The organism is Immundisolibacter sp., assembly GCF_041625615.1.
GTDB lineage: Bacteria > Pseudomonadota > Gammaproteobacteria > Immundisolibacterales > Immundisolibacteraceae > Immundisolibacter.
Genome location: NZ_JBFJTF010000026.1, coordinates 1 through 21,915, shown reverse-complemented (window position 1 = coordinate 21,915; position 21,915 = coordinate 1). Strand labels below are relative to the sequence as shown.

Annotated in this window: 20 protein-coding genes; 9 read left to right on the top strand and 11 right to left on the bottom strand. The window is 68.2% G+C overall.

Annotation, left to right across the window (positions count from 1 at the left end):
* The 3 genes from hslU to ABYX71_RS03530 form a co-directional block, all read right to left on the bottom strand.
* The coding region (gene hslU / locus ABYX71_RS03540) for an HslU--HslV peptidase ATPase subunit (protein ID WP_372694988.1) at positions 1-889 on the bottom strand (889 nt) is incomplete at its 3' end.
* Between the two features lie 13 nt (positions 890-902).
* The gene (hslV, locus tag ABYX71_RS03535; protein WP_372694986.1) at positions 903-1,442 is read right to left on the bottom strand and encodes an ATP-dependent protease subunit HslV; all 540 of its coding nucleotides are present in this window, start codon (positions 1,440-1,442) and stop codon (positions 903-905) included.
* Positions 1,443-1,502: 60 nt separating this feature from the next.
* Positions 1,503-2,621 carry an aminotransferase class V-fold PLP-dependent enzyme gene (locus tag ABYX71_RS03530; RefSeq protein WP_372694984.1) on the bottom strand — a complete coding sequence of 373 codons (1,119 nt, stop codon included), beginning with the start codon at positions 2,619-2,621 and terminating at the stop codon, positions 1,503-1,505.
* Positions 2,622-2,778: 157 nt separating this feature from the next.
* Between ABYX71_RS03530 and fdxA the strand changes: the two genes are divergently transcribed.
* Positions 2,779-3,102, top strand: a complete 324-nt coding sequence (fdxA, locus tag ABYX71_RS03525) for a ferredoxin FdxA (RefSeq protein ID WP_372694982.1) — start codon at positions 2,779-2,781, stop codon at positions 3,100-3,102.
* A 3-nt stretch (positions 3,103-3,105) separates the two neighbouring features.
* Entirely contained in the window at positions 3,106-4,035 is a 930-nt protein-coding gene (locus ABYX71_RS03520) for a ketopantoate reductase family protein (protein WP_372694980.1), read from the top strand.
* Positions 4,036-4,173: 138 nt separating this feature from the next.
* On the opposite strand, the gene ABYX71_RS03515 is transcribed toward ABYX71_RS03520, so the two are convergent.
* The 4 genes from ABYX71_RS03515 to ABYX71_RS03500 are packed head-to-tail and all read right to left on the bottom strand — an operon-like array spanning position 4,174 to position 7,687.
* Positions 4,174-4,944 (bottom strand): SDR family NAD(P)-dependent oxidoreductase, encoded by a 771-nt coding sequence (locus tag ABYX71_RS03515; RefSeq protein ID WP_372694978.1) that lies wholly within the window; start codon positions 4,942-4,944, stop codon positions 4,174-4,176.
* A 2-nt stretch (positions 4,945-4,946) separates the two neighbouring features.
* Entirely contained in the window at positions 4,947-5,858 is a 912-nt protein-coding gene (locus ABYX71_RS03510) for a VOC family protein (protein WP_372694976.1), read from the bottom strand.
* A 26-nt stretch (positions 5,859-5,884) separates the two neighbouring features.
* A complete protein-coding gene (locus tag ABYX71_RS03505) occupies positions 5,885-6,367 on the bottom strand; it encodes an aromatic-ring-hydroxylating dioxygenase subunit beta (RefSeq protein ID WP_372694974.1) in 483 nt (160 codons plus the stop codon).
* Between the two features lie 24 nt (positions 6,368-6,391).
* A complete protein-coding gene (locus ABYX71_RS03500) occupies positions 6,392-7,687 on the bottom strand; it encodes an aromatic ring-hydroxylating dioxygenase subunit alpha (RefSeq protein WP_372694972.1) in 1,296 nt (431 codons plus the stop codon).
* Positions 7,688-7,851: 164 nt separating this feature from the next.
* Between ABYX71_RS03500 and ABYX71_RS03495 the strand changes: the two genes are divergently transcribed.
* The 7 genes from ABYX71_RS03495 (at position 7,852) to ABYX71_RS03465 (ending at position 16,938) form a co-directional block, all read left to right on the top strand.
* Entirely contained in the window at positions 7,852-8,745 is an 894-nt protein-coding gene (locus tag ABYX71_RS03495) for a transaldolase family protein (RefSeq protein WP_372694970.1), read from the top strand.
* 117 nt (positions 8,746-8,862) lie between these two features.
* A complete protein-coding gene (locus tag ABYX71_RS03490) occupies positions 8,863-10,650 on the top strand; it encodes an FAD-dependent oxidoreductase (RefSeq protein ID WP_372694968.1) in 1,788 nt (595 codons plus the stop codon).
* Positions 10,638-12,467 (top strand): 2-oxoacid:acceptor oxidoreductase subunit alpha, encoded by a 1,830-nt coding sequence (locus ABYX71_RS03485; RefSeq protein WP_372694966.1) that lies wholly within the window; start codon positions 10,638-10,640, stop codon positions 12,465-12,467. The genes ABYX71_RS03490 and ABYX71_RS03485 overlap by 13 nt, the downstream gene beginning before the upstream one ends.
* Positions 12,464-13,519 (top strand): 2-oxoacid:ferredoxin oxidoreductase subunit beta, encoded by a 1,056-nt coding sequence (locus ABYX71_RS03480; RefSeq protein WP_372694964.1) that lies wholly within the window; start codon positions 12,464-12,466, stop codon positions 13,517-13,519. The genes ABYX71_RS03485 and ABYX71_RS03480 overlap by 4 nt, the downstream gene beginning before the upstream one ends.
* Positions 13,519-14,472 (top strand): DUF3179 domain-containing protein, encoded by a 954-nt coding sequence (locus ABYX71_RS03475; protein WP_372694962.1) that lies wholly within the window; start codon positions 13,519-13,521, stop codon positions 14,470-14,472. The genes ABYX71_RS03480 and ABYX71_RS03475 overlap by 1 nt, the downstream gene beginning before the upstream one ends.
* A 70-nt stretch (positions 14,473-14,542) precedes the next feature.
* Positions 14,543-16,111, top strand: coding sequence for a LysM peptidoglycan-binding domain-containing protein (locus tag ABYX71_RS03470; protein WP_372694960.1), 1,569 nt, complete (start codon positions 14,543-14,545; stop codon positions 16,109-16,111).
* An 11-nt stretch (positions 16,112-16,122) separates the two neighbouring features.
* The gene (locus ABYX71_RS03465) at positions 16,123-16,938 is read left to right on the top strand and encodes a pyruvate, water dikinase regulatory protein (protein WP_372694958.1); all 816 of its coding nucleotides are present in this window, start codon (positions 16,123-16,125) and stop codon (positions 16,936-16,938) included.
* Here the strand turns inward: ABYX71_RS03465 and ABYX71_RS03460 are convergent.
* The 4 genes from ABYX71_RS03460 to glgC form a co-directional block, all read right to left on the bottom strand.
* The gene (locus tag ABYX71_RS03460; RefSeq protein WP_372694956.1) at positions 16,935-18,101 is read right to left on the bottom strand and encodes an HDOD domain-containing protein; all 1,167 of its coding nucleotides are present in this window, start codon (positions 18,099-18,101) and stop codon (positions 16,935-16,937) included. The genes ABYX71_RS03465 and ABYX71_RS03460 overlap by 4 nt on opposite strands.
* A gap of 39 nt (positions 18,102-18,140) precedes the next feature.
* The gene (locus ABYX71_RS03455; protein ID WP_372694954.1) at positions 18,141-18,860 is read right to left on the bottom strand and encodes a glycoside hydrolase family protein; all 720 of its coding nucleotides are present in this window, start codon (positions 18,858-18,860) and stop codon (positions 18,141-18,143) included.
* Positions 18,861-19,001: 141 nt separating this feature from the next.
* Positions 19,002-20,432, bottom strand: coding sequence for a 4-alpha-glucanotransferase (gene malQ / locus ABYX71_RS03450; RefSeq protein WP_372694952.1), 1,431 nt, complete (start codon positions 20,430-20,432; stop codon positions 19,002-19,004).
* Positions 20,422-21,693 (bottom strand): glucose-1-phosphate adenylyltransferase, encoded by a 1,272-nt coding sequence (glgC, locus tag ABYX71_RS03445; RefSeq protein WP_372694950.1) that lies wholly within the window; start codon positions 21,691-21,693, stop codon positions 20,422-20,424. Before glgC ends, malQ begins: the two co-directional genes overlap by 11 nt.
* Between the last annotated feature and the right edge of the window lie 222 nt (positions 21,694-21,915).

Here is a 21,915-nt window from a genome sequence, read left to right as displayed (position 1 = left end):
TGCGCACCATGCCGTACTTCGTCGATACCGTGCAGCCCTCCACGAGCGGCAGCAGATCACGCTGTACGCCCTCGCGCGACACGTCCGCGCCAGTGGTCTCGCCGCGCCGCGTTACTTTGTCGATCTCGTCGATGAACACGATGCCGTTGCTCTCGACCGCTTCCAGTGCTCGCAGCTTGAGCTCCTCCTCGTTCACCATGCGCGCGGCCTCCTCGTCGACGAGCAGTGCCAGCGCGTCGGGCACCTTGAGCTTGCGCCTGCGGGTGCGCTTGCCGCCGAGATTCTGGAACAGGCTCTGCAGCTGGCCGGTCATCTCCTCCATTCCCGGCGGCGCCATGATCTCCACACCGACCGGCATCACCTGCGTGTCGATCTCGACCTCCCTGTCGTCGAGGTCGCCCTCGCGCAGGCGCTTGCGCAGCTTCTGGCGCGTATCGGCGGCGGCCTCGCCACCCGACCGGCTGTCCTGCTCGCGCGAGCCCGGCAACAGCAGGTCGAGCACCCGCTCCTCGGCGGCATCCTCGGCACGGTGGCGAACCTTGGCCAGCTCCTGCTCGCGGGTCTGCTTGACGGCCACGTCCATCAGGTCGCGCACGATGGACTCGACATCGCGACCCACGTAGCCCACCTCGGTGAATTTGGTCGCCTCCACCTTCAGGAACGGCGCCCCGGCCAGACGCGCCAGGCGGCGCGCGATCTCGGTCTTGCCGACGCCGGTCGGACCGATCATGAGGATGTTCTTCGGCGTGATTTCGCCGCGCAGCGGGTCGGCCACCTGCAGACGTCGCCAGCGGTTGCGCAGCGCGATGGCCACGGCACGCTTGGCGGCATCCTGGCCGACGATGTGCTTGTCGAGTTCCTGAACGATTTCGCGCGGGGTCATGGACATGGCAGTGTGCGCCTCAGGCGCCGAGCTCCTCGATGGTCAGCGAATGGTTGGTGTAGATGCAGATGTCGCCGGCGATCCCGAGCGCCGCCTCGACGATCTGCCGCGCGTCGAGCGCCGAGTGGTCCAGCAGCGCGCGGGCGGCCGCCTGGGCGTAGGCCCCGCCGGAGCCGATGGCCATCAGGCCGTCCTCGGGTTCCAGCACGTCGCCGTTGCCGGAGACGACCAGCGAGGTTTCCGCGTCGGCCACCGCCAGCATGGCTTCCAGGCGCCGCAGCAGGCGGTCGGTGCGCCAGTCCTTGGCCAGCTCCACGGCGGCGCGGGCCAGCTGACCGGAGTGCTTCTCGAGCTTGGCGTCGAACAGCTCGAACAACGTGAAGGCGTCGGCGGTGGCGCCCGCGAACCCGGCCAGCACCTTGCCGTGATGCAGGCGGCGCACCTTGCGCGCCCCGCGCTTCATGACCATGTGACCGAGCGTGACCTGGCCGTCGCCGCCCAGAACCACCCGGCCGTTGCGCCGCACCGACAGGATGGTGGTGCCGTGAAAGGCTTCCATGCGTGTTCCATGTGAGGACGTGGAGGGGCCGCCCATTCTACCCACCCGCGACCACCCGGCTCAGGCGCCGGCGCTGGCCAGGGCCACGTCGAGCTGCTCGTACGGCGTGTAGAAATGCGGCGACAGGCGCACACCGCCGCCACGCAGCGCGCACACCACGCCGGCCTCGGTCAGGCGACGATGCAGCGCTGCATTGTCGAGCCGGCGGTGACGGAAGGTGACGATGCCGGCCCGCCGCGCCGGCTGTGCGTCGCCGAGCAGTTCCAGCGCGGCACTGGCCATGATGCGCTCGACCAGGTAGCCGCTGCGGGCCAGCAGGTCGTCCGCGACCTGGTCGATGCCGTGTTCCTCGATCAACGACAGACTGGCCTCCAGTCCATGCACCCCCAGCAGGTTGGGGCTGCCGCATTCGAAGCGGCGGGCATCGTCCGCCGGCTGCCACTCGACCGCGTCGAAGTCACCGGCGCCGCGCGTCATGTGCCAACCGTACTGATACAGCGTCAGGCGCTCGCGCCAGGCCGGGCGCACCCACAGCAGCGCCACGCCCTCCGGCCCCAGCATCCACTTGTGCCCGTCGGCCATCACGAAATCGGCCTGCACCGCCTCCACGTCGAACGGCAGCGCGCCGAGACTCTGGATGGCATCCACGCAGAACGCCACGCCGCGCGCCCGACAGGCCGCACCCAGACGCGTCAGGTCCATGCGCAGCCCACCCGCGTACTGCACCGACGACACCGTCAGCAGGCGAGTGCGCCCATCGCACTGCGCCAGCAGGGCAGCCTCCGGGTCGGCGGCGCCGGTCAGGCGCACCTGCCGGCACTCCACGCCCAGTCGCGCCAGCGCCTGCCAGGGAATGCGGTTCGACGGGAACTCCTCGGCCGCCAGCACCAGGTTGTCGCCGGCCTGCCAGGGGAAACCAAAGGCCACCACCGAAATCGCCTCGGATGTGTTCTTGAGCAGCGCCACGTCCGCTTCGGCGGCGCCGATCAGCCGCGCCAGGCGCTGGCGCAGACGCCGCTCCACCTGCAACCAGCGCGGGTAGTGACGCGCTCCCTCGCGGGCATTCTCGGCGGCAAAACGCGCCACCGCCTCGGCCGCCCGGCGCGGCCAGGGGGCCACGGCGGCGTGGTTCAGATAAATCAGGTCGGGGGCGAGGTCGAATTCGGTGGCAGGCGACATGGAGCGGCTCACGACGGCGCGAAGGAAAAAGCCCGCCGGGGCAAGGCCGATACGGGCGCCCCCAAGCATACGCCGCACCCGCGTTACCGCGGCAGCCACAAGGCGGCGCCCGTCGGTGCCTATAATTGTCGTTTTATCTGCGATACGGAGAGCGGCAATGGCGTTCGTCGTCACCGAGGCCTGCATCAAGTGCAAATACACCGACTGCGTCGAAGTCTGCCCGGTGGATTGCTTCCGCGAAGGCCCCAACATGCTGGTCATCGACCCGGACGAGTGCATCGACTGCACCCTGTGCGTGGCCGAGTGTCCGGTGGAAGCCATCGTCGATGAGGAGGAAATCCCCGCCGAGCAGCAAGGCTTCATCGAGTTGAACGCCCGCCTGTCGCAGCAGTGGCCGCCGCTGACCCAGCGCAAGGACCCGCTGCCGGACGCCGACCAGTGGGCTGGCGTGCCGGACAAGACCAAGCTGCTGGAAGAGTAAGGCATGCGCGTTGCCATCGTCGGTGCGGGCGGCATCGGCTGCCTGGTGGGCGCCCGCCTGGCGGCCGCCGGGCAGGCCGACGTCGTGCTGCTGGCGCGAGGCGAGCATGCCGCGCGTCTGGCGGCCGACGGCCTCATCCTGGACTGCAACGGCGAGGTCGAAACCCACCGCCTGCCGGTCATCGACACGGCGAGCGAGGCGGCGCTCGGCCAGCTGGCCGACTGCGACTGGCTGCTGTTCGCCTGCAAGAGCCAGCACACGCGCCGCCTGGCGGAGCGGCTGAAACCCCACGTCGGACCTCGATGCCGGCTGGGATCGCTGCAGAACGGTGTCGACAACGAGCCGATCCTGGCGCAGGTGTTCGGCCGCCCGGTGCTCGGCGGCCTGATGCGCAAGTTCTTCGCCCACATCACCGCACCGGGCAAGGTCGAGGTACGCGGCGCGCTCGAGGCCGTGCTGGGCGACTACCCGACCGGCTGCGGCGCCGATGCCGACGACATGATCGAGCGCCTGCGCGCCGCCGGCGTGACGGTGTTCGCCAGCGATGACATCCGCCGCGAGCTGTGGCGCAAGCTGATCCTGAACAACGGCTGCAATCCGCTGGCGGCAGTGACCTTCCTGGACACCCAGCGCATGGCCAACGACCCGGACCTGGCCTGGGTGATGCGCAACCTGATGCGCGAGGCCGGCGCCGCGGCCGCCGCCGACGAGGTGGAATTCAGCCCGCACGAACTGGAAGCGGTGTTCCAGTGGATCAAGGGCATCACACCCATCAAGCCGTCCATGCAGGCGGATGCCGAGCGCGGCAAGCCGCTGGAGCTGGACGGCATCACCGGCGCGGTGCTGCGGCGGGCCGGGCAGCTGGGCATCGAGGTGCCGGTCACCGCCACCCTGCACCACGTGCTGCTGGGCAAGTACGGCAGCGCCGACTGAGCCGCCGCGCCAACCGGCACGCTTGCTGGCCGGGGGCACTGAAACGCACGTTTTTGCCACACCGGGCGCGCCCGGTGGAGGGCGCCCCGCCGGCAGTGCACGCCGGGGCGCCAGAACGCCGAGTCGATCGGCGCCGTGTCAGAGCATGGTGCTGCCGCCGTTGACGCTGATCACCTGACCGGTCACGAACGAGGCCTTTTCCGACGCCAGGAAACTCACCACCGCCGCCACTTCGTGCATCTCGCCCGGCCGACCCTTGGGGATGACGCTGACGAACTTGTCCATCAGTTGCGGATGCGCCTGCGCCAGTGCATCCACCTGCTCGGTGCGCACGGCGCACGGGGCGACGGTGTTGAAGGTGATGTCGTGGGCGGCGAACTCGCGCGCCAGACCGGTGGTCAGGCCGTGCACACCGCCCTTGGCGGCGTTGTACGCGGCGTGATCCCACAGGCCGTTGCGCACCGAATCGGCGCCGATGTTCACCATGCGCCCGTAGCCCTGACGCAGCATGATCGGCAGCACCACGCGGCTGGCCCACAGCACCGTCCACAGATTGCGGTCGATGGTGGTGTGCAGGGTTTCGGGCGTGTGTTCCAGGAACGGCTTGATCACCCCCCCGCCGGCGTTGTTGACCAGGATATCGACACGCCCGAAGGCGTCCAGCGCGGCCTGCGCCATGGCCTGGTTGGCCGCCTCGGTGGCCAGGTCCGCCACATGACAGACTGCACGCACGCCGTGTTCGGCGGCGATGGCCTCGGCCGTGGCGTGCAGTGTGTCACCGTCCATGTCCGCCAGCAGCAGGCTGGCACCGTCGCGCGCCAGCTCGCGGGCGATGGCGCGGCCGATGCCCTTGGCCGCGCCGCTGACGAGGGCGGCCCGGCCGCCGTGCAGCTTGGCATTCGACTCCACGCTCAGTCCTCCGTCGCCGGCTCGAAACGGCCGGTGGAGGCGAACCGCGGGTCGGGCACGTTGCCCCAGTAGTCGAGCGAATCCGGCCGGGCCTCCAGCACGCGGGCCTTGCGCGGGCGTTCTTCCGGAAACTCCTCCATGCCGTAGCTGTACTCGAGCGTCATGCCGTCCGGGTCCAGGAAATACAGGAAGATGCTGCCCGACGGCGGATGCCGGCCCGGACCGAACACGATCGGCACATCGTGGCGCTTGACGCGCGTGAGCGCGCGGCCGATGTCGTCGATGTCCGTGACCATGAAATTGACGTGGTTCAGCCCCGGCTCCTTGCGCGTGGCGGCCGCGTTGCCGATACCCAGCGAGTGGTGGTACGGGTTCGGGAAGCAGCGCATGAAGGCGATGAAACCGTCGACGTAGTCCGAGGTGCGGAAGTTGAGTGTTTCCTTGAAGAACTTGACCGCTTCCGGCCAGCGCTCGAGGTTCAGCACCACGTGTCCCAGCCGGGCGATGTTGGTGACGGTCGGCGTATACGTGCTGCCACGCTCGAGCTGACCCTCGTAAAACTCGAAGGTCAGGCCACTGAACGGCTCGCGGATGCGCAGCGTGCGTTGCTGGCGCAGCGCCCGGCATTCGTCCGGCGAAACGAACGCCGGCTTCAAACCGGCCGCCTGCAGGTGCTCGTACAGGCGGTCGAGTTCCTCGGGCTGCTCCATCTCCCAGCCGACGCGCTTCAGGCCCGGCTCGCCGCCCTCATACAGGACCACGTTGTGGTGATCGGCACTGCAGGCGAAAAAGGCCGTGCCGTCGTCGGTCTGCTCGTTCAGCTGCAGGCCGACGATGTCGCGGTAGAACGGCACCGACCGCGCCAGGTCGCTCACGTTGAGCGCGACATAGCCGAGCTTCTTGTAACGGAACATGGGTCTCTCCTCGGTGGCAGCGGCGCTCACAGAATGCCGCTGATCATGCCGTGCGGGCGCAGGCCGTCGATGTCCAGCATCACCCGCTTGCTCTTGATGCGAAGGCCGTCCGCGGTGCGCACCAGCTTGTGCACGGTGTGACACACGAACGTGTCGAGGTTCTGCCGCTTGGCGCGGTAGACCACCTGGTTGCTGGCCACCGTCACGCCGTGTTCGTCCTGCTCCAGGATGCGCACGTTGTGGATGGTGTGCCGCATCTTGGAATGCGGAAACTCCACGTGCGCGGTGCGCCGGGTCAGGCGCTTGGCGCGCTGCACCAGGCGGTGGTGGTCATCGTTGATGATGAACAAGGCGGCGTTCTTGTCGGCATCCGGCAGGTCGGTGGGGGGCACCAGGTACTCGCAGTCCTCGGTGAACAGCGCGGACCACTCCATGGTTTTCCAGTCGTCCAGCAGGGCCGCCTCGTGGTAGAGGAAGTCCTCCACCTCGGCCCGGGTCAGCAGTGCCATCGTCATGTTCCTTGTGAGTCGGGTTCAGCGCGCAGCGCCCATGAGCTCGTCCCAGCGGATCCAGAACGAGCGCATCTGCAACTCGTCATCACCCTGGTTGTTGTCCGGCCGGTTCATGTCCTTGGAGATGTCGTTCCAACCGACTTCCGGCATGTTCTGATAGGCCTGCTGGCACAGCTCGAGCATTTCCACGTCGTCCGGCGTGGCGAAGCCCGCCGGGCCGAGGAACTCGTTGAAGTTGTATTGCCGCCAGGCGCGCATTTCCGGGTGCTCGCCGCGTGGCGCCAGCGACACCGCGTTGACCTCCAGGTAGCCCGGCGTGACCGGCTGGAAGCTGCGCACGGTCAGCCCCATGATGTCGTTGATGATCAGGTTCGGAAAAATCAGGATGTTGCGGTTCCAGTTCGCCACCCGGTCGGCCCGCTGCTCGCCCAGGCGCGCCACCAGCTCCGCCTTGACACGGGCGACCTCCTGCTTGCCCGAGTCCCCCCACTGCGGCACCCACTGCGCCACCGGTCGGCCCCACGGCGCCTGGTACTCGATGACCGCATGACCGTTGCCCAGGCTGCGGCCGCCGCCGCCGACATCGTGCGGGTTGAAGTCCTCGCGAAACACGCCCACGGTGGCACGCAGATAGTCGAAGTACGAGGCATGCGCGGTAATGGCGTGATAGCCGTCGGCGCTGTTCTCGTACAGCAACTTCCAGTTGGCGCGCATGGAGTACACCTGCTCGCCCGGCGTCACTTCCATGCCGTGCTCGCCCTGGTCGGCCACCAGGTCCAGATACTCGGTGGCGCCGGCCAGGTAGCTTGTCAGGTCACCGGCGGTGGGGTCGAAATTGACGAAGATGAAGTCACGGTAGACATCCACCTGTGCCGGCGACACCAGGTTCTTGGCGCCGTTGTCGAAGAACCCGTCCGGAAAGCCGCTGGCGCCGGGCTGCTCGACCATGCCGCCGTGGCTATCGAACGTCCAGCCGTGGTACGGGCAGGTCAGGCGCTTGGCGTTGCCCTGCTTCTCGCGGCACACCATGGCCCCCCGATGGGTGCAGGTGTTGAAGTACACCTTCACCGCGCCGTCATCGGCCCGCCACAGGAACAGCTGCCGGCCACCTACCTTGCGCGCGACGAAATCGCCTGCCCTGGGAATCTCCGACGCATGACCCGCGTACAGCCAGCAGCGCCCGAAGATTTCCGCGCGCTCCTTGTCCAGCACGGCGGGGTCGGTAAACGCCCAGCGCGGCACCAGAAATTCACAACGATCCGGGTCGATACGAATGAAATGCGTGCCGCCGAGACCGGTCTCGCGGGGGGTGTTCATGAAGCGTCTCCTGAGCAGGCGCCAAGCATGCCTGCGCGTGTTGATCAGTCGTTAACTTTACGCGCAAATCCACGCTGCCCGGAAGCGCGGCGCCGCCAGCGCCCTGGCGGAACCGCGCCGGCAGCATTGCTAGAATCGCGCCTTCGCGAACCGTGGAAAACGCCATGCTCAAGCCCGCCGAATTCAGCCCCGAGATCCAGCCGCGCCGCCGCGCCCTGCCGCCCATCCGGGACGAGCGCCACCCCGCCAGCCGGGCACCGCGCATCTTCGCCGACAGCGCCGACATCCGCGACATCGAGCCGCTGTACCGGGCCGGCATCATCAACGGCGTCACCACCAACCCGACCCTGCTCAAGCGGGCCGGCGCCACCTCGTGGAAGCAGGCCAAGACCCTGCTGACCGACATCCTGCGGCTGCTGGCGCCGAACCCGGTGAGCCTGGAACTGACCGAGCTGGCCTGCGACCCGATGCTAGAGCAGGCGCAGGAACTGGCCGCGCTGGGTGACAACGCCGTCATCAAGGTACCGGTGGGCGGCTACCGCACGGCCGACCCGAACGCCGACCCGTTCACCGGCCTGAAGGTGATCCGCACGCTGTGGGAGCGCGGCATCCACACCAACGCCACGCTGGTGTTCAACACCACGCAGGCGTTCTGGGCTGCCAACGCCGGCGCCAGTTGCGTGAGCCCGTTCCTGGGCCGGGTCGCCGACTACCTGGCCAAGCACGACGACGACCTGGGCACCCCCGGCAACGCGCTCTATCAGGCCAGCGACCCGGCGCGCCACCACAACACCGAATACGTCGCCTGCGGCGGCCCGCGCCATGACGCGGGCTCGCGCCTGGTGCAGGAGATCGTGACCGTGTTCGCCCATTACGACATCCGCACCGAAGTGCTGGCCGCCAGCATCCGCAACCCGGCGCAGGTGTCCGAAATGCTGCTGGCCGGCGCCGACATCCTTACCGTGCCGGCGGCCATCCTGGCCGGTGTGGCCGACCATCCGCTGACCGACCTGGGCATGCAGGCGTTCTGCGCCGACGCGGATGCTTTCAGCGGCTGAGGCCACGGCCAAAAGCCAGGGCGTTCATTGCGCGCGTATTACTCGCGGGCACGCGGCTGTGGTTCAATAAGAGGATTTTCCGTCCCCCCACCGTGCCGTGCCAGCGGGCCTCCGTCCTTGAAAAAAACCGACCTCGCCGATCCGCAACACTTCCACAAGGTAGTCGACTGTCAATGGGCCTGTCCGGCCCACACCAACGTGCCCGAATACATCCGGCTGATTGCCGCCGGGCGCTACACCGACTCATACCTGCTGAACTGGTTCTCGAACGTCTTCCCGGGCGTGCTCGGTCGTACCTGCGACCGCCCCTGCGAGCCGGCCTGCCGGCGCGGCCGGGTCGAGGACAAGCCCGTCGCCATCTGCCGCCTCAAGCGCGTGGCAGCCGATTTCAAGGACGACATCAGCCCGCACCTGCCAGCCATCCCGACGCAGAAAAACGGCAAGCGCGTGGCGCTGGTCGGCGCCGGACCGGCGTCGCTGGCGGTGGCACGCGACCTGCTGCCGCTGGGTTATGAAGTGGTGCTGTACGAGAAGGACCGGCGCGGCGGCGGTGCCATGCGCACGCAGATCCCGGCCTTCCGCCTGCCCGAGTCGGTGCTGGACGAGGAAGTCGACCGTATTCTCGATTTCGGTGTCGAGTGCCATTTCGGCCAGCCGGTCGAGAGCATGGGCTGGCTGCTGGGCCAGGGCTTCGATGCCGTGTTCGTCGGCTCCGGCGCGCCGCGCGGGCGTGACCTCGACATCCCCGGCCGGCGCGAAGCCACCGCCAACATCCATATCGGCATCGACTGGCTGGCCTCGGTGGCTTTCGAGCACATCAGCACGATCGGCAAGCGCGTGGTGGTGATCGGCGGCGGCAACACCGCCATGGATTGCTGCCGCACCGCGCTGCGCCTGGGCGGCGAGCAGGTCACCGTCACGGTACGCAGCGGCTTCGACGAGATGAAGGCCTCGCCGTGGGAGAAGGAAGATGCCATGCACGAAGGCATCCCCATCCTCGACTACCACGCGCCGAAATCCTTCGAGGTCGACAACGGCCGCCTGACCGGCGTCTGGTTCGACAAGATGCGCGCCGAACACGACGACCGTGGCCGACGCAAGCTGGTACCGACCGGCGAGCCGCCGGTGTTCATTCCCTGCGACGACGTGCTGATGGCCATCGGCCAGGAAAACGCGTTCCCGTGGATCGAGCGCGACGTCGGCATCGAGTTCGACCAGTGGGACCTGCCCAAGCTCGACACCGACACCCTGCAGTCGACGCACCCGCAGGTGTTCTTCGGCGGCGACGCCGCCTTCGGACCGAAGAACATCATCTGGGCGGTGGCGCACGGCCACGCCGCCGCCATTTCCATCGACCTGTTCTGCCAGGGCAAGGACCTGCACGCCGACCGCCCGGCAGCCGGGGTCAACCTGGTCAGCCAGAAGATGGGCCTGCACGACTGGAGCTACGGCAACGCCTTCTCGGCGGAGCAGCGCTTCGCCGTGCCGCACGCGGACAAGTTCAAGACGCTGAAGAACATCAAGGTCGAGGTGGAACTGGGCTTCGACGCCGAGCTGGCCTACAAGGAAGCGGCGCGGTGCCTGAACTGTGACGTGCAGACCGTGTTCACCGAACAGCTGTGCATCGAGTGTGACGCCTGCGTGGACATCTGTCCCGAGGACTGCATCACCTTCACCGAGAACGGCGACGAGACCGACCTGCGCACCCGCCTGATGGCGCCGGCGCACAACCTCGACCAGCCGCTGTACGTATCGGACCCGGTAGCCACCGGGCGTGTCATGGTCAAGGATGAGGACGTGTGCCTGCACTGCGGTTTCTGCGCCGAGCGCTGCCCGACCGGCGCCTGGGACATGCAGAAATCCATCCTCACCCTTCCGCAAGCAGGTGGCGTATGTCGCGTCTAGCCAAGGTCAACGAGTTCGTCCTGCGTTTCGCCAACGTCAACGGCACCGGTTCGGCCAGTGCCAACGGCCTGGTGGCGCGGGCGCTGTTCCGCATGGGCCTGCCGGTGGGCCCGAAGAACATCTTCCCGTCCAACATCCAGGGCCTGCCCACCTGGTTCGAGATCCGCGTCAGCGAGGCCGGCCACACCGGCCGGCGCGGCAGCGTCGACCTGATGGTGGCCATGAACGGCCAGACCTTCGCCGAGGACGTGCGCAGCGTCGAGCCCGGTGGCTACCTGCTGTACGACTCGTCCAAGCCGCTGGCGCCCGAACTGCGCCGGCCGGACATCAATTTCCTGGACGTGCCGCTGACCGAGATGGTCACGCACGCGTTCAGCAACCCGCGCCAGCGCCTGCTGTTCAAGAACATCGCCTATGTCGGCGTGCTGTCGGCGCTGCTCAACATCGAGCCGGACGTCGTCGAACAGCTGCTGGGCGAGCAGTTCCGCGGCAAGGAAAAGCTCATCGCGCCGAACATGAAGGCGTTCGAGATGGGCCGTGCGGCGGCGCTGGAGCGCTTTGCCTGCCCGCTGCCGATGCATGCCGAGCGGCGCCAGGCGGTCGGTGACCGCATCCTGATCGACGGCAACTCGGCCGCCGGCCTGGGCTGCCTGTACGCGGGCGCCACCGTGGCGGCCTGGTACCCGATCACCCCCTCCACCTCGCTGGTCGACGCCTTCAGCGGCTACTGCGAGCAGTTCCGCGTCAACCCCGACGGCAGCAAGCGCTACGCCATCCTGCAGGCCGAGGACGAACTGGCAGCCATCGGCATGGTGGTCGGCGCGGCCTGGAACGGCGCGCGTTCGTTCACCGCCACCAGCGGGCCCGGCGTGTCGCTGATGACCGAGTTCCTGGGCCTGGCCTACTACGCCGAGATCCCGGTGGTGCTGTTCGACATCCAGCGCTGCGGCCCGTCCACCGGCATGCCCACGCGCACCCAGCAGTCGGACCTGCTGTCGTCGGCCTACGCCTCGCACGGCGACACCAAGCACGTGCTGCTGTTCCCGGCGTCGCCGAAGGAGTGCTTCGACATGGCGGCGCAGGCGTTTGATCTGGCCGAGCGCCTGCAGACGCCGGTGCTGGTGATGAGCGACCTCGACCTCGGCATGAACGACTGGCTGTCCGAGCCGCTCAGCTGGGACAACAGCTACGCCCCCGACCGCGGCAAGGTGGTCAGCACCGAGCAGCTCGAGGACGGGTTCAAGTTCTTCCGATACCTCGACGTCGACGGTGACGCCATCCCCTACCGCACCCTGCCCGGCACACATCCGAGCAAGGGCGCCTTCTTCACCCGCGGCTCCGGTCACGACCGCCTGGGTGCCTACACCGAGGACGGCGACAAGTACCAGGACAACGTCGACCGCCTGCGACGCAAGTTCGACACCGCCGCCCGGCTGGTGCCGGAACCGGTCATCGAACGCGACAGCGGCGCCAGCGCCGGCATCCTCTACTTCGGCACCAGCGCCGAGGTGATGCCCGAGGCGCTGGAGGGGCTGGCCGCACAGGGCCTCGAAGTCGACGCGCTGCGCCTGCGGGCGTTCCCGTTCTCGCAGGCGGTGTACGACTTCATCGCCGCGCACGACACGGTGTTCGTGGTCGAGCAGAATCGCGACGCGCAACTGCGCGCCATGCTGCAGATCGAGGGCGACATTTCACCGGCCAAGCTGGTGCCGATCCTGCATTACGACGGCATGCCGGTCACCGCCGAATTCCTGGTGCATCACATCGGCGGTCACCTGGCGCCGGTGCAGGCCCTTGCCATGGGAGCGTCCGCATGAGCTACCTGCCGAAACCGAAGATCCATCACCCGCAACTGCCCAAGAACACGCTGGGCCTGACCCGCCGTGACTACGAAGGCTCGCTGTCCACGCTGTGCGCCGGCTGCGGGCACGACTCGGTCAGCGCCGCGCTGATCCAGGCCTGTTTCGAGCTCGACCTGCCGCCGCACCGCGTCGGCAAGCTGTCCGGCATCGGCTGCTCGTCGAAGACGCCCACCTACTTCCTCGGGCCGGCGCATGGCTTCAACTCGGTGCACGGACGCATGCCGTCCATCGCCTCCGGCGCCGCCGCCGCCAATCGGGACCTGGTGTACATCGGCGTGTCCGGCGACGGCGACACCGCCTCCATTGGCCTGGGCCAGTTCATTCACGCCATCCGCCGCGGCGTGAACATGCTCTACCTGGTCGAGAACAACGGCACCTACGGGCTGACCAAGGGGCAGTTCTCGGCCACCGCCGACCCCGGCTCCAAGAACAAGGGCGGCCGCACCAATGCCTACCCGGCCATCGACTTGGTGCAGCTGGCGCTGCAGATGGGTGCCGGCTTCGTGGCGCGCAGCTTCTCCGGCGACAAGGCACAGCTGGTGCCGCTGCTGAAGGCCGCCATCGCCTACCCGGGCTTCGCCTTCGTCGATGTCATCTCGCCCTGCGTGACCTTCAACAATCACGAAGCGTCGACCAAGAGCTACGCCCACATCCGTCGCCACGACCGGCCGCTGGTCGCCGCCGACTTCGTGCCGCACGCCGAGGAAATCACCACCGCGTACGCCCCCGGCGAACGGGTGGCGGTGACACTGCACGACGGCTCGACGCTGTACCTGAAGAAACTGGCCGAGGATTACGATCCCTACGACCGGGCCGGTGCCATGAGCTACCTGCAGCGTCAGCAGGCCGACGGCGCGGTGCCGACCGGCCTGCTGTTCGTCGACGCCGCGCCGGTGGAAATGCACGCCGTGCTCGGCACCGATGACAGGGCGCTCAACAGCCTGCCGTACGAGGCCCTGTGCCCCGGCGCGACGGCCCTGGACGACATCAACGCGGCGCTGCGCTGATGTTCGCCCGACGTGCCGCACGCCTGGCCACCGGCGTGCTGCTGGGCCTGAGCCTGGCCGCACGGGCCGAGCCCGCGAACGAATGGAACGGCTTCGACCTGTCCAACCTCGAGCTGCCGCGGGCAGCCCTGGCCAGTGGCGGACAGCCACGCGACGGCATCCCGGCGCTGGACGATCCGAATTTCGTGCCCGGCGACTCGATCGGCATGGGCTTCGAGGAACGCGTCGTCGGCGTGGTGATCGATGGCGTCGCGCGCGCCTACCCACGCTCGGTGCTGGTCTGGCATGAGGCCGTCAACGACCGCATCGGGACGCGTCCGTTTCTCATTGTCTACAGCCCGCTGAGCGGCACCGTGGCCGGCTTCTTCACCGGCCACGCCCAAACCGCCGACCGCTTCGGTGTGTCGGGACTGCTCTACAACAGCGGAACCGTGCTGTTCGACCGCGCCAGCGAGTCGCTGTGGCTGCCGCTTGAAGGTGAGGCCATCGCCGGCCCGCGCCGGGGCGAACGCCTGACCCCGCTGGCCGTGGTCGAAACCAGCTGGGCCGACTGGCTCACCCGTCATCCCGACACGCAGGTACTCAGCGACGACACCGGCCACCGCCGACCGTACGGACAAGACCCCTACGCCGACTACGCCACCAACAGCGAACTGCAGTTCCCGGTTGCGGCCCGCAGCGATCGCTACCACCCCAAGGAACCGGTGCTGGTCATCCGTCGTGGCACACGCTATCGCGCCTACCCCTTCGCCGAGCTGACGGCGCACGATGGACCGTTTACCGACCGCTTCGAAGGCGCCAGCTACCGGATCGACTTCAACTACGCCGACCAACGCGCACTGGTGACCGATATCGACGGCAAGCCCGTGCCGACGGCAACCGAGTACTGGTTCGCCTGGCATGCCGGACATCCGACCGGCAGCGTCTACACGGCGCCCGCAGCAACGCCCTGAAGCGTCTTTCATGGGCCCGGCCAGGCAGGATTGTCACCAGCAGCCCATTTCGTCCGTAGAATGCCGCCCCATGCCTGCGGATACGCCACTGCTCAACGCCTTCCTGCGCACCGCCATGGTGCTTTTCGTGTCCACGCTGCTGCTCGCCCTGGCGGCCTGCTCCACGCCCGGCACCCCCCACACCAGCAGCAAGCGCCCCGAGCCCCCCAGCAGCGCGCGCAAGAAATCGCCCCCGCCCATGGCGGCGCAGGACATCGACATCTGGGACCGTGTGCGCGACGGCTTTGCCATCGACATACCGCCCGACCCGCAGATCGAAGCGGAGCTGCGCTGGTATCTGGATCATCCGCTGTGGCTGGACAACGTCCTGACGCGCGGCAACCGATACCTTTTCCACATCCTGGACGAAATCGAGCGCCGCGGCCTGCCGACCGAGCTCGCATTGCTGCCGGTGGTCGAAAGCGCCTTCGTGCCGACCGCCGTGTCGCGCAGCAACGCGGTTGGCCTGTGGCAATTCCTGTCCGAAACCGGCAAGGATTACGGCCTGCAACAGACCGCCTGGGTGGATCAGCGCCGCGACGTGGTGGATTCGACGCGCGCCGCGCTCGACTACCTGGCCACCCTGGCCCGGCAGTTCGACGGCGACTGGACGCTGGCACTGGCCGCCTACAACGGCGGCCCGGGGTATGTGTCACGCCTGTGCCAGGCCAACCTGGCGCAAAATCGCGGCACCCGGTTCCTGGACCTGCCGCTGCGCCAGGAAACGCGCTGCTACGTACCCAAGCTGCTGGCGCTGCGAAAAATCGTGGCGCACCCGGAGCGCTACGGCATCCGCCTGCCGGAAATTCCCAACCAGCCCTACTTCACGACTGTGGACGTCGACGGTCCGATCCGTCTCGACCTGCTGGCCGCGGTCGAAAGCCTCGGCACCGACGACCTGCTGGCCCTGAACGCCGGCTATCACCGTGGCAGCACCCCTCCCGGCGGCCCACATCGGCTCCTGGTCCCCGTCGCCGCCGCCGACGACGCCCGCCAGCACCTGGCGGTGTTGCCCCGCGATGCCGTCGCCGGCGTCGAGGCCGACGCGTCCGTGCCCCAGCAGCGCGTCCAGTGGCGACGGCACAAGGTGCGCAGCGGCGAGACACTGACCGGCGTGGCGCGGCGTTACGGTGTGAGCATCGCGGCACTGCGGCAGGCCAACGGGCTGCACACGGGCATGCTCAAGGCAAACCAGGACCTGCTGATCCCGGTCGCCTACACGGCCGACCGCAGACCGGGCCCCGGCCACAGTTGCCAGGGCGAGCGGGTGGTGCATCGGGTGGCTGCCGGCGACACGCTGTGGGACATCGCACGGCGCTATCAGGTCAGCGTCAAGGACATCGCCGCCTGCAACCCGGGCCTGCGCAACGACGTCCTGACGGTCGGCAAGACGCTGAGCGTGTTCCGGCCGTCCGAAACCACCGCGGTCGCCGATGCCAGTCGGCGCGAAACCTACACCGTGCGCCGCGGTGACACCGCCTGGCGCATCGCCCAGAACTTCGGCGTCAGCCTGGAGCAGCTGCAGCGCTGGAACGACGGCCTGCGCGCCCATGCCCTGAAGCCGGGCGACCGCCTGACCGTCATCCGCGACGGCAGCTGAGCCACACGCCGATGACCCGCACGGTTTTCTTCGTTTCCGACCAGACCGGCATTACGGTGCAGACACTCGGCGAGGCGCTGCTGGCCCACTTTCCGGCCAACGCCATCGAGCGCATCGACATCCCCTTCATCGACACCGAACAGAAGGCGCGCCAGGTCGCCGGACGAATCCGCGACACCGCCAGCGGCGGCGAGCCGCCGGTCGTGCTCAGCAGCATCACCGACGACCACCTGCGCGCGGTGATCCGCAGCAGCGGCGTCCTGTGCCTGGATGTCCTGGAGACCTTCATCGCGCCGCTGGAGGAGGCATTTGGCGTGCCTGCCCGACACGGTGCGACGCCCACCCACGGCATCCCCGAATCGAACGACTACGAAGAGCGTATCGAGGCCATCAATTTCAGCCTCGCCCACGACGATGGCGTGGACGGCAAGCACCTGGTCGAGGCGGACATCATCCTCATCGGCGTCTCCCGCTCCGGCAAGACGCCGACCAGCCTGTACCTGAGTCTGCAGTTCGGCATCCGCGCGGCGAACTTCCCGCTCACCGAGGACGACCTCGAGAACCAGACGTTGCCGAAATCCCTGCTGCCGCATCGCAACAAACTGTTCGGCCTGAGCATCGACCCGATGCGCGTACACCGCATCCGCGAGGAACGCCGCCCCGGCAGTCGCTATTCATCGCTGCCGCAGTGCCAGTTCGAGGCGCGCCAGGCCCTGCGCCTGTACCAGCGCCTGAACATCCCGCACCTGGATTCGACGCACAAGTCGATCGAGGAGATCGCTACCACCGACATCCAGCAGTTCGGCCTGAAGCGACGGGTGTTCTAGTCCGGCGACGGTTCCGGGCGGTCGCGCTCCCCCGTGGCATGGGTGCTGGCCCAGACCGCGTTCAGTCGGCGCGCTGCCGCCGGTTGTGCCAGCGCGTCCAGCACACCCGACACACCGCAGGCCGCAAGATACTCGGGCAGGAAAAACGCGTGTGGCAGCCCCAATAGGGTGTCGACGGCCGTCCGTGGATCGCAGCTCCCCTGCCGCAGCATCACATCCGCCAGGCCGGTGGAAAAGTAGCCGAGCGTAACCGGCGCCAACAGGTCGGGCGCCAACTGCTGCGGGCCGCCGGCCAGAGGTGTCAGGCTCGCACCCAGCCCCCGGACCAGCTCCTGCGGCAACTGCCACACGCGCCCCAAATGCGCCGCCGCCATGGCCGGGTTGAGCGCAAGGCGTCGCTGAATCTCCTCGACCCGCGCGGGCAGGCCGTAATCGGGGGCGTACAGCTCGGCCAGCCCTGGATGGTGCGCCAACAGCGCAATGTCACCCAGGCCAAACAACAGCGCCTGCGTGGACAACGCTCCCGCCGACGGCCACCGCTGGTGTCGGGCCACCGCCAGGGCGATGGTGCTCGCCAGGTAACCGATGCGCCACAGGCGCTGGTTGGCCCGCTCGGCGGCCGGGTCATCTGCCGGCGCCGGCAACGCCAGGGCATGCCGAATGGCCATGTCACGCACCAGGTTCGCCCCCAGATACGTGACCGCATGCTGAACGCTGGAAACCGGGCGCGTCAGGTGGAACCGCGCCGAGTTGACGGTGCGCAGCAACAGTGCCGCGCTGGCCGTATCGGTCGCCACCACGCGTGCCAACTCGACCGGATCGTCACCCGCCAGCAACAACTGCGTGAGCACCGCGCGCGGGCGCGGCAGGCTGTCGGACAGGTCGACCAGGCACGCCGCCGCTTCGGGCGTCACCGGCCGGGTGTTGAGCAGCGACACGGGGGGCACCCGCGACGGCGTTGCGGCACGCGTGCTGTCGGCGGGCGCCTCGTGCCCCGCCGGAACCGGCGCCGGTTCCGCGTTCGACGCGGCAACCGTGACGCTGGCCTGCCAGCGGCGCCACACATCGCGCCGCTCCGACTGCCGTTGCGCCGCTGCCGAAGCCTGCCACCACCACACACCGAACGCGGCCAGCGCCAGGCCGCCCAATACCCAAAGCGTCATGGCCACTCCCTGCCGCCAGCCCGCTGGCGGCACAGCCGATCAAGGTTCGGTCTGCTTCAGAAACGCCGAGTAGACGTAGCCGTCGACCGCGTCGTCCCCTTCGAGATCCGCCGCCGACCACCCGTCCACCTGACGCTCCACATACAGCCGCGTGCCGAATGGCAGCAGACGCAACACCTCGTGTTCGAGCCCGGGGCCGGCACGCAGCCTCAGCCCGGAACGCGCGGTGACCCGATACGCGAAACGGGCCTGATCCGCCTGCACGCTCTGCGGCATGTCGCCGCTGACGCGAAACGCATCATCGCCGCCGTCGCTCAGCCACAGCTCACCCTCGGCAGCCCGGCGGCGCACGAGACCCGGCAGCGTCAGCTTGCGGCCGCTGCGCGGATCGGTGGCCTTGACCCATCGCGCCAGCTCGCTTGGAACACACTCGTAATCGCCGCTGTTCAGACGCCTCAGCAACGTGCTGCTGCGCAGGCTGCCGGCGCCGACGTTGAACACGAAGCTGACCAATGCACCGAACTGCCCGTCGAGCAGCGGCACCCGCACCAGTTCCTCGACCTGCGCCGCGCAGGCGGCCAGGTCATCTCGCAGCAGCCGTTCCGCCCGGCTGGCGCTGATGCGCTGGCCCGGCTGCACGTCGCCGGTATGACCGTAGCCAATCGTCCACAGCCCGGCGGGGCAACGATAGGCTTCGGTGCGCAATCCCTCGAACCGGCGCACCAGATCAAGGCATTTGTCGTCGACGGCACGTGGCATGAGTGCCCCCCAGGCGCGGCTGTCCGCAGTAACGATGGCTCGGCACCCGACCACGGCCGGGCCGGTTCATCATGCCTTCGCCTGGGAAGCGACCCACTGCCGCCTGTGCACCAGATCACACTGCGCCGCGTAGCGATGCGCTCACAGTCGCCCGTACAACGCCAGCAGCCCGCGCAGGCGCTCGGCCGCCGGGCCCGTCAACTGACCGGGCATCAAACGCCACAGCCAGTTGCCGTGCAGCGTGCCAGGGGTGTTCATGCGCGCGCGCCCGTCCAGACCCAGCAGGTCCTGGACCGGCAGCACGGCCAGGTCGGCCACCGACCCCAGCGCCGCCCGGATCATGGGCAGGGGCATGTCCTCCCCTGGCCGCCCCAGGTAGTCCAGGGCGCGCTCGCGCACGGCCTGTGGTGCCGCCGTGAACCAGGAGAACGTGGTGTCGTTGTCGTGCGTGCCGGTGTAGACCAGGTCATCGCGCGCGTGGTTGTGGGGCAGGTGCGGGTTGCTGCCATCACCTTCGAAGGCGAACTGCAGCACCACCATGCCCGGCAGGCCGAACCGACGGCGCAGCGCCTCGACCTCCGGTGTGATGATCCCGAGATTCTCGGCCACCAGCTGCAGGTCGGGGAACGCCTGCCGGATCGCCGTCAGCAGTGCCTGGCCCGGCGTTTCCTGCCAGACGCCGTTGGCCGCCGTCGGCGCATCGGCGGCGATCATCCATACCGCCTGCAGGCCGCGAAAGTGGTCGATGCGCAGCAGGTCGAAGCGTTGGGCCAGCGTACCGATACGGGCGCGCCACCAGGCGAAGTCGCCGGCTTGGTGCCAATCCCACCGGTACTGTGGGTTGCCCCAGCGCTGACCGTCGGCGGAAAAATAGTCCGGCGGCACACCAGCAACGAACTGTGGCTGTCCATCGGCGTCCAGTAAAAAGGCCTGCGGCGTCGCCCACACGTCGGCGCTGTCATGGGCCACGAACAACGGCATGTCGCCGAACAGCTGAACGCCGTGTCGATGTGCGTAGGCACGCAGCTCCTGCCACTGGGTAAAAAACACGTACTGCTCGAAGCGGACGCGTTGCATCTGGGCGTTCAGGCGCTCGCGGACCGCCGTCAGCGCGTCCGGATCACGCCGGCGCAACGGATCGGGCCAGCGTGTCCAGCCACTGCCACCGTGCTGTGCCTTGAGCACGGTGTACAGCGCAAAATCGTCCAGCCAGTGCGCCTCGCGGGCGCAGAAATCCGGGTAATCGGCCGCCGGACGGGCGGCAAATGCCGTGGCTGCCGACCGCAGATGCGCGTCCCGCGACCGGGCGGGATCGACCGTGTCCAGCCAGCCGCGGTCGCGCAGCCAGTCGAGGCTGATCAGCTCCCGGCAGCCCGCATGACTGGACGTCGACTGATACGGGCTGCTGCCGTTGCCGGTGGGTCCCACCGGGAGCATCTGCCACACGGCACAGCCGGTCGCCGCGAGAAACTCGACGAACCGATAAGCCTGATGCCCCAGATCACCGCGGGGGAATGGCCCGGGGAACGAGGTCGGGTGCAGCAGCAGGCCGGCACGTCGCTCAGCGGGCATGGTGCAGCGCCTGGCCGAGCATCTCCGGGATCACCAGCGTGACGCCCCCCGGTGTCACCTTGAAGCGCCGGGCATCCGCCTCGGCGTCATAGCCCACCACCGTGCCGGCGGGCACCACGCAGCCACGCTCGATGATGGCGCGACGGATGCGACACCCTTCGCCGATGTGTACCTGCGGCAGCACCACACACTCGTCGAGCTGCGTGCCGGCCTCGACACGCACATTGGTGAACAGCAGCGAGCGGCGCAGCGACGCGCCGGAAATGACGCAGCCGCCGCTCACCACCGAGTCCACAGCCATGCCGCGCCGTCCGTCATCGTCGAACACGAACTTCGCCGGCGGCACCTGCTCCTGCAGGGTCCAGATCGGCCAGTCGGTGTCGTAGAGATTCAATTCCGGCGTCACCTCCACCAGGTCCAGGTTGGCGGCGTAGTAGGCATCGAGCGTTCCGACATCCCGCCAATAGGCCTGACCGCCCGTCTGCGTGTCCACGAACGGGTAAGCGAAGGCACGGTAACGCTCCAGCAGCGCGGGAATGATGTCGCGCCCGAAATCGTGCTGCGAACGCGGCGTGTCGGCGTCCTTGTACAGCTGCTCGAACAGAAACCGCCTGTTGAACACGTAGATGCCCATCGAGCACAGGGCCACACCCTCGCGACCGGGAATTGACGGTGGCTCGGGCGGCTTCTCGATGAAGCTGCTGATGCGCAGATCCTCGTCAACCGCCATCACGCCGAAGCCCCTGGCATCCGCCACCGGCACCTCGAAACACCCCACCGTCACGTCGGCCTCGCGCGTGACATGGGCGGCCAGCATGGGGCCGTAGTCCATCTTGTAGATGTGATCACCCGCCAGGATCAGCACGTACTCGGGGTTGTGGGCCGAAATGATGTCCAGGTTCTGCCACACCGCGTCGGCGGTACCGGCATACCAGGATGTCTCCAGCCGCTGCTGGGCCGGCAACAGCTCCACGAACTCGCCGAACTGGCCACTCAAGTGGCCCCAGCCGCGCTGGATGTGCAGGATCAGCGAATGCGCCTTGTACTGGGTCAGCACGCCGATGCGGCGAATGCCGGAGTTGACGCAGTTCGACAACGGGAAATCGATGATGCGGAACTTGCCGCCAAACGGCACCGCCGGCTTCGCGCGCCACAGGGTGAGCTGCTCCAGGCGACTGCCACGGCCACCGGCCAGGACCAATGCCAGCGTGTCACGCGTGAGTTCACTGATGAAGCGCTCGGGACGGCTGGCACCGTTCATGCGTCGACTCCTCCACTGTTCGTTGACAGGCCCGTTTACCGCGATTGATACCATGCCCCACGCCGCCACCAACATCCCGTCAGCTGAGTGAACGCAACAAGCATTCCAGAATTCCCGCTCGCCGACCTGCAGCGCCTGACCAGCGGCCACCTGCACGATCCGTTCCGCCTGCTGGGCCGTCACGGCCACCGCCTGCGCGCCCTGTGCCCAGGCGCCGCGCAG

Excerpts from the sequence above, each read along its gene's own strand:
- hslV (WP_372694986.1), bottom strand. The coding sequence starts at position 1,442 with ATGGAAGCCTTTCACGGCACCACCATCCTGTCGGTGCGGCGCAACGGC.
- ABYX71_RS03530 (WP_372694984.1), bottom strand. The coding sequence starts at position 2,621 with ATGTCGCCTGCCACCGAATTCGACCTCGCCCCCGACCTGATTTATCTG.
- fdxA (WP_372694982.1), top strand. The coding sequence starts at position 2,779 with ATGGCGTTCGTCGTCACCGAGGCCTGCATCAAGTGCAAATACACCGAC.
- ABYX71_RS03520 (WP_372694980.1), top strand. The coding sequence starts at position 3,106 with ATGCGCGTTGCCATCGTCGGTGCGGGCGGCATCGGCTGCCTGGTGGGC.
- ABYX71_RS03510 (WP_372694976.1), bottom strand. The coding sequence starts at position 5,858 with ATGTTCCGTTACAAGAAGCTCGGCTATGTCGCGCTCAACGTGAGCGAC.
- ABYX71_RS03505 (WP_372694974.1), bottom strand. The coding sequence starts at position 6,367 with ATGGCACTGCTGACCCGGGCCGAGGTGGAGGACTTCCTCTACCACGAG.
- ABYX71_RS03500 (WP_372694972.1), bottom strand. The coding sequence starts at position 7,687 with ATGAACACCCCCCGCGAGACCGGTCTCGGCGGCACGCATTTCATTCGT.
- ABYX71_RS03495 (WP_372694970.1), top strand. The coding sequence starts at position 7,852 with ATGCTCAAGCCCGCCGAATTCAGCCCCGAGATCCAGCCGCGCCGCCGC.
- ABYX71_RS03485 (WP_372694966.1), top strand. The coding sequence starts at position 10,638 with ATGTCGCGTCTAGCCAAGGTCAACGAGTTCGTCCTGCGTTTCGCCAAC.
- ABYX71_RS03480 (WP_372694964.1), top strand. The coding sequence starts at position 12,464 with ATGAGCTACCTGCCGAAACCGAAGATCCATCACCCGCAACTGCCCAAG.
- ABYX71_RS03475 (WP_372694962.1), top strand. The coding sequence starts at position 13,519 with ATGTTCGCCCGACGTGCCGCACGCCTGGCCACCGGCGTGCTGCTGGGC.
- ABYX71_RS03470 (WP_372694960.1), top strand. The coding sequence starts at position 14,543 with ATGCCTGCGGATACGCCACTGCTCAACGCCTTCCTGCGCACCGCCATG.
- ABYX71_RS03465 (WP_372694958.1), top strand. The coding sequence starts at position 16,123 with ATGACCCGCACGGTTTTCTTCGTTTCCGACCAGACCGGCATTACGGTG.
- ABYX71_RS03460 (WP_372694956.1), bottom strand. The coding sequence starts at position 18,101 with ATGACGCTTTGGGTATTGGGCGGCCTGGCGCTGGCCGCGTTCGGTGTG.
- ABYX71_RS03455 (WP_372694954.1), bottom strand. The coding sequence starts at position 18,860 with ATGCCACGTGCCGTCGACGACAAATGCCTTGATCTGGTGCGCCGGTTC.
- malQ (WP_372694952.1), bottom strand. The coding sequence starts at position 20,432 with ATGCCCGCTGAGCGACGTGCCGGCCTGCTGCTGCACCCGACCTCGTTC.
- glgC (WP_372694950.1), bottom strand. The coding sequence starts at position 21,693 with ATGAACGGTGCCAGCCGTCCCGAGCGCTTCATCAGTGAACTCACGCGT.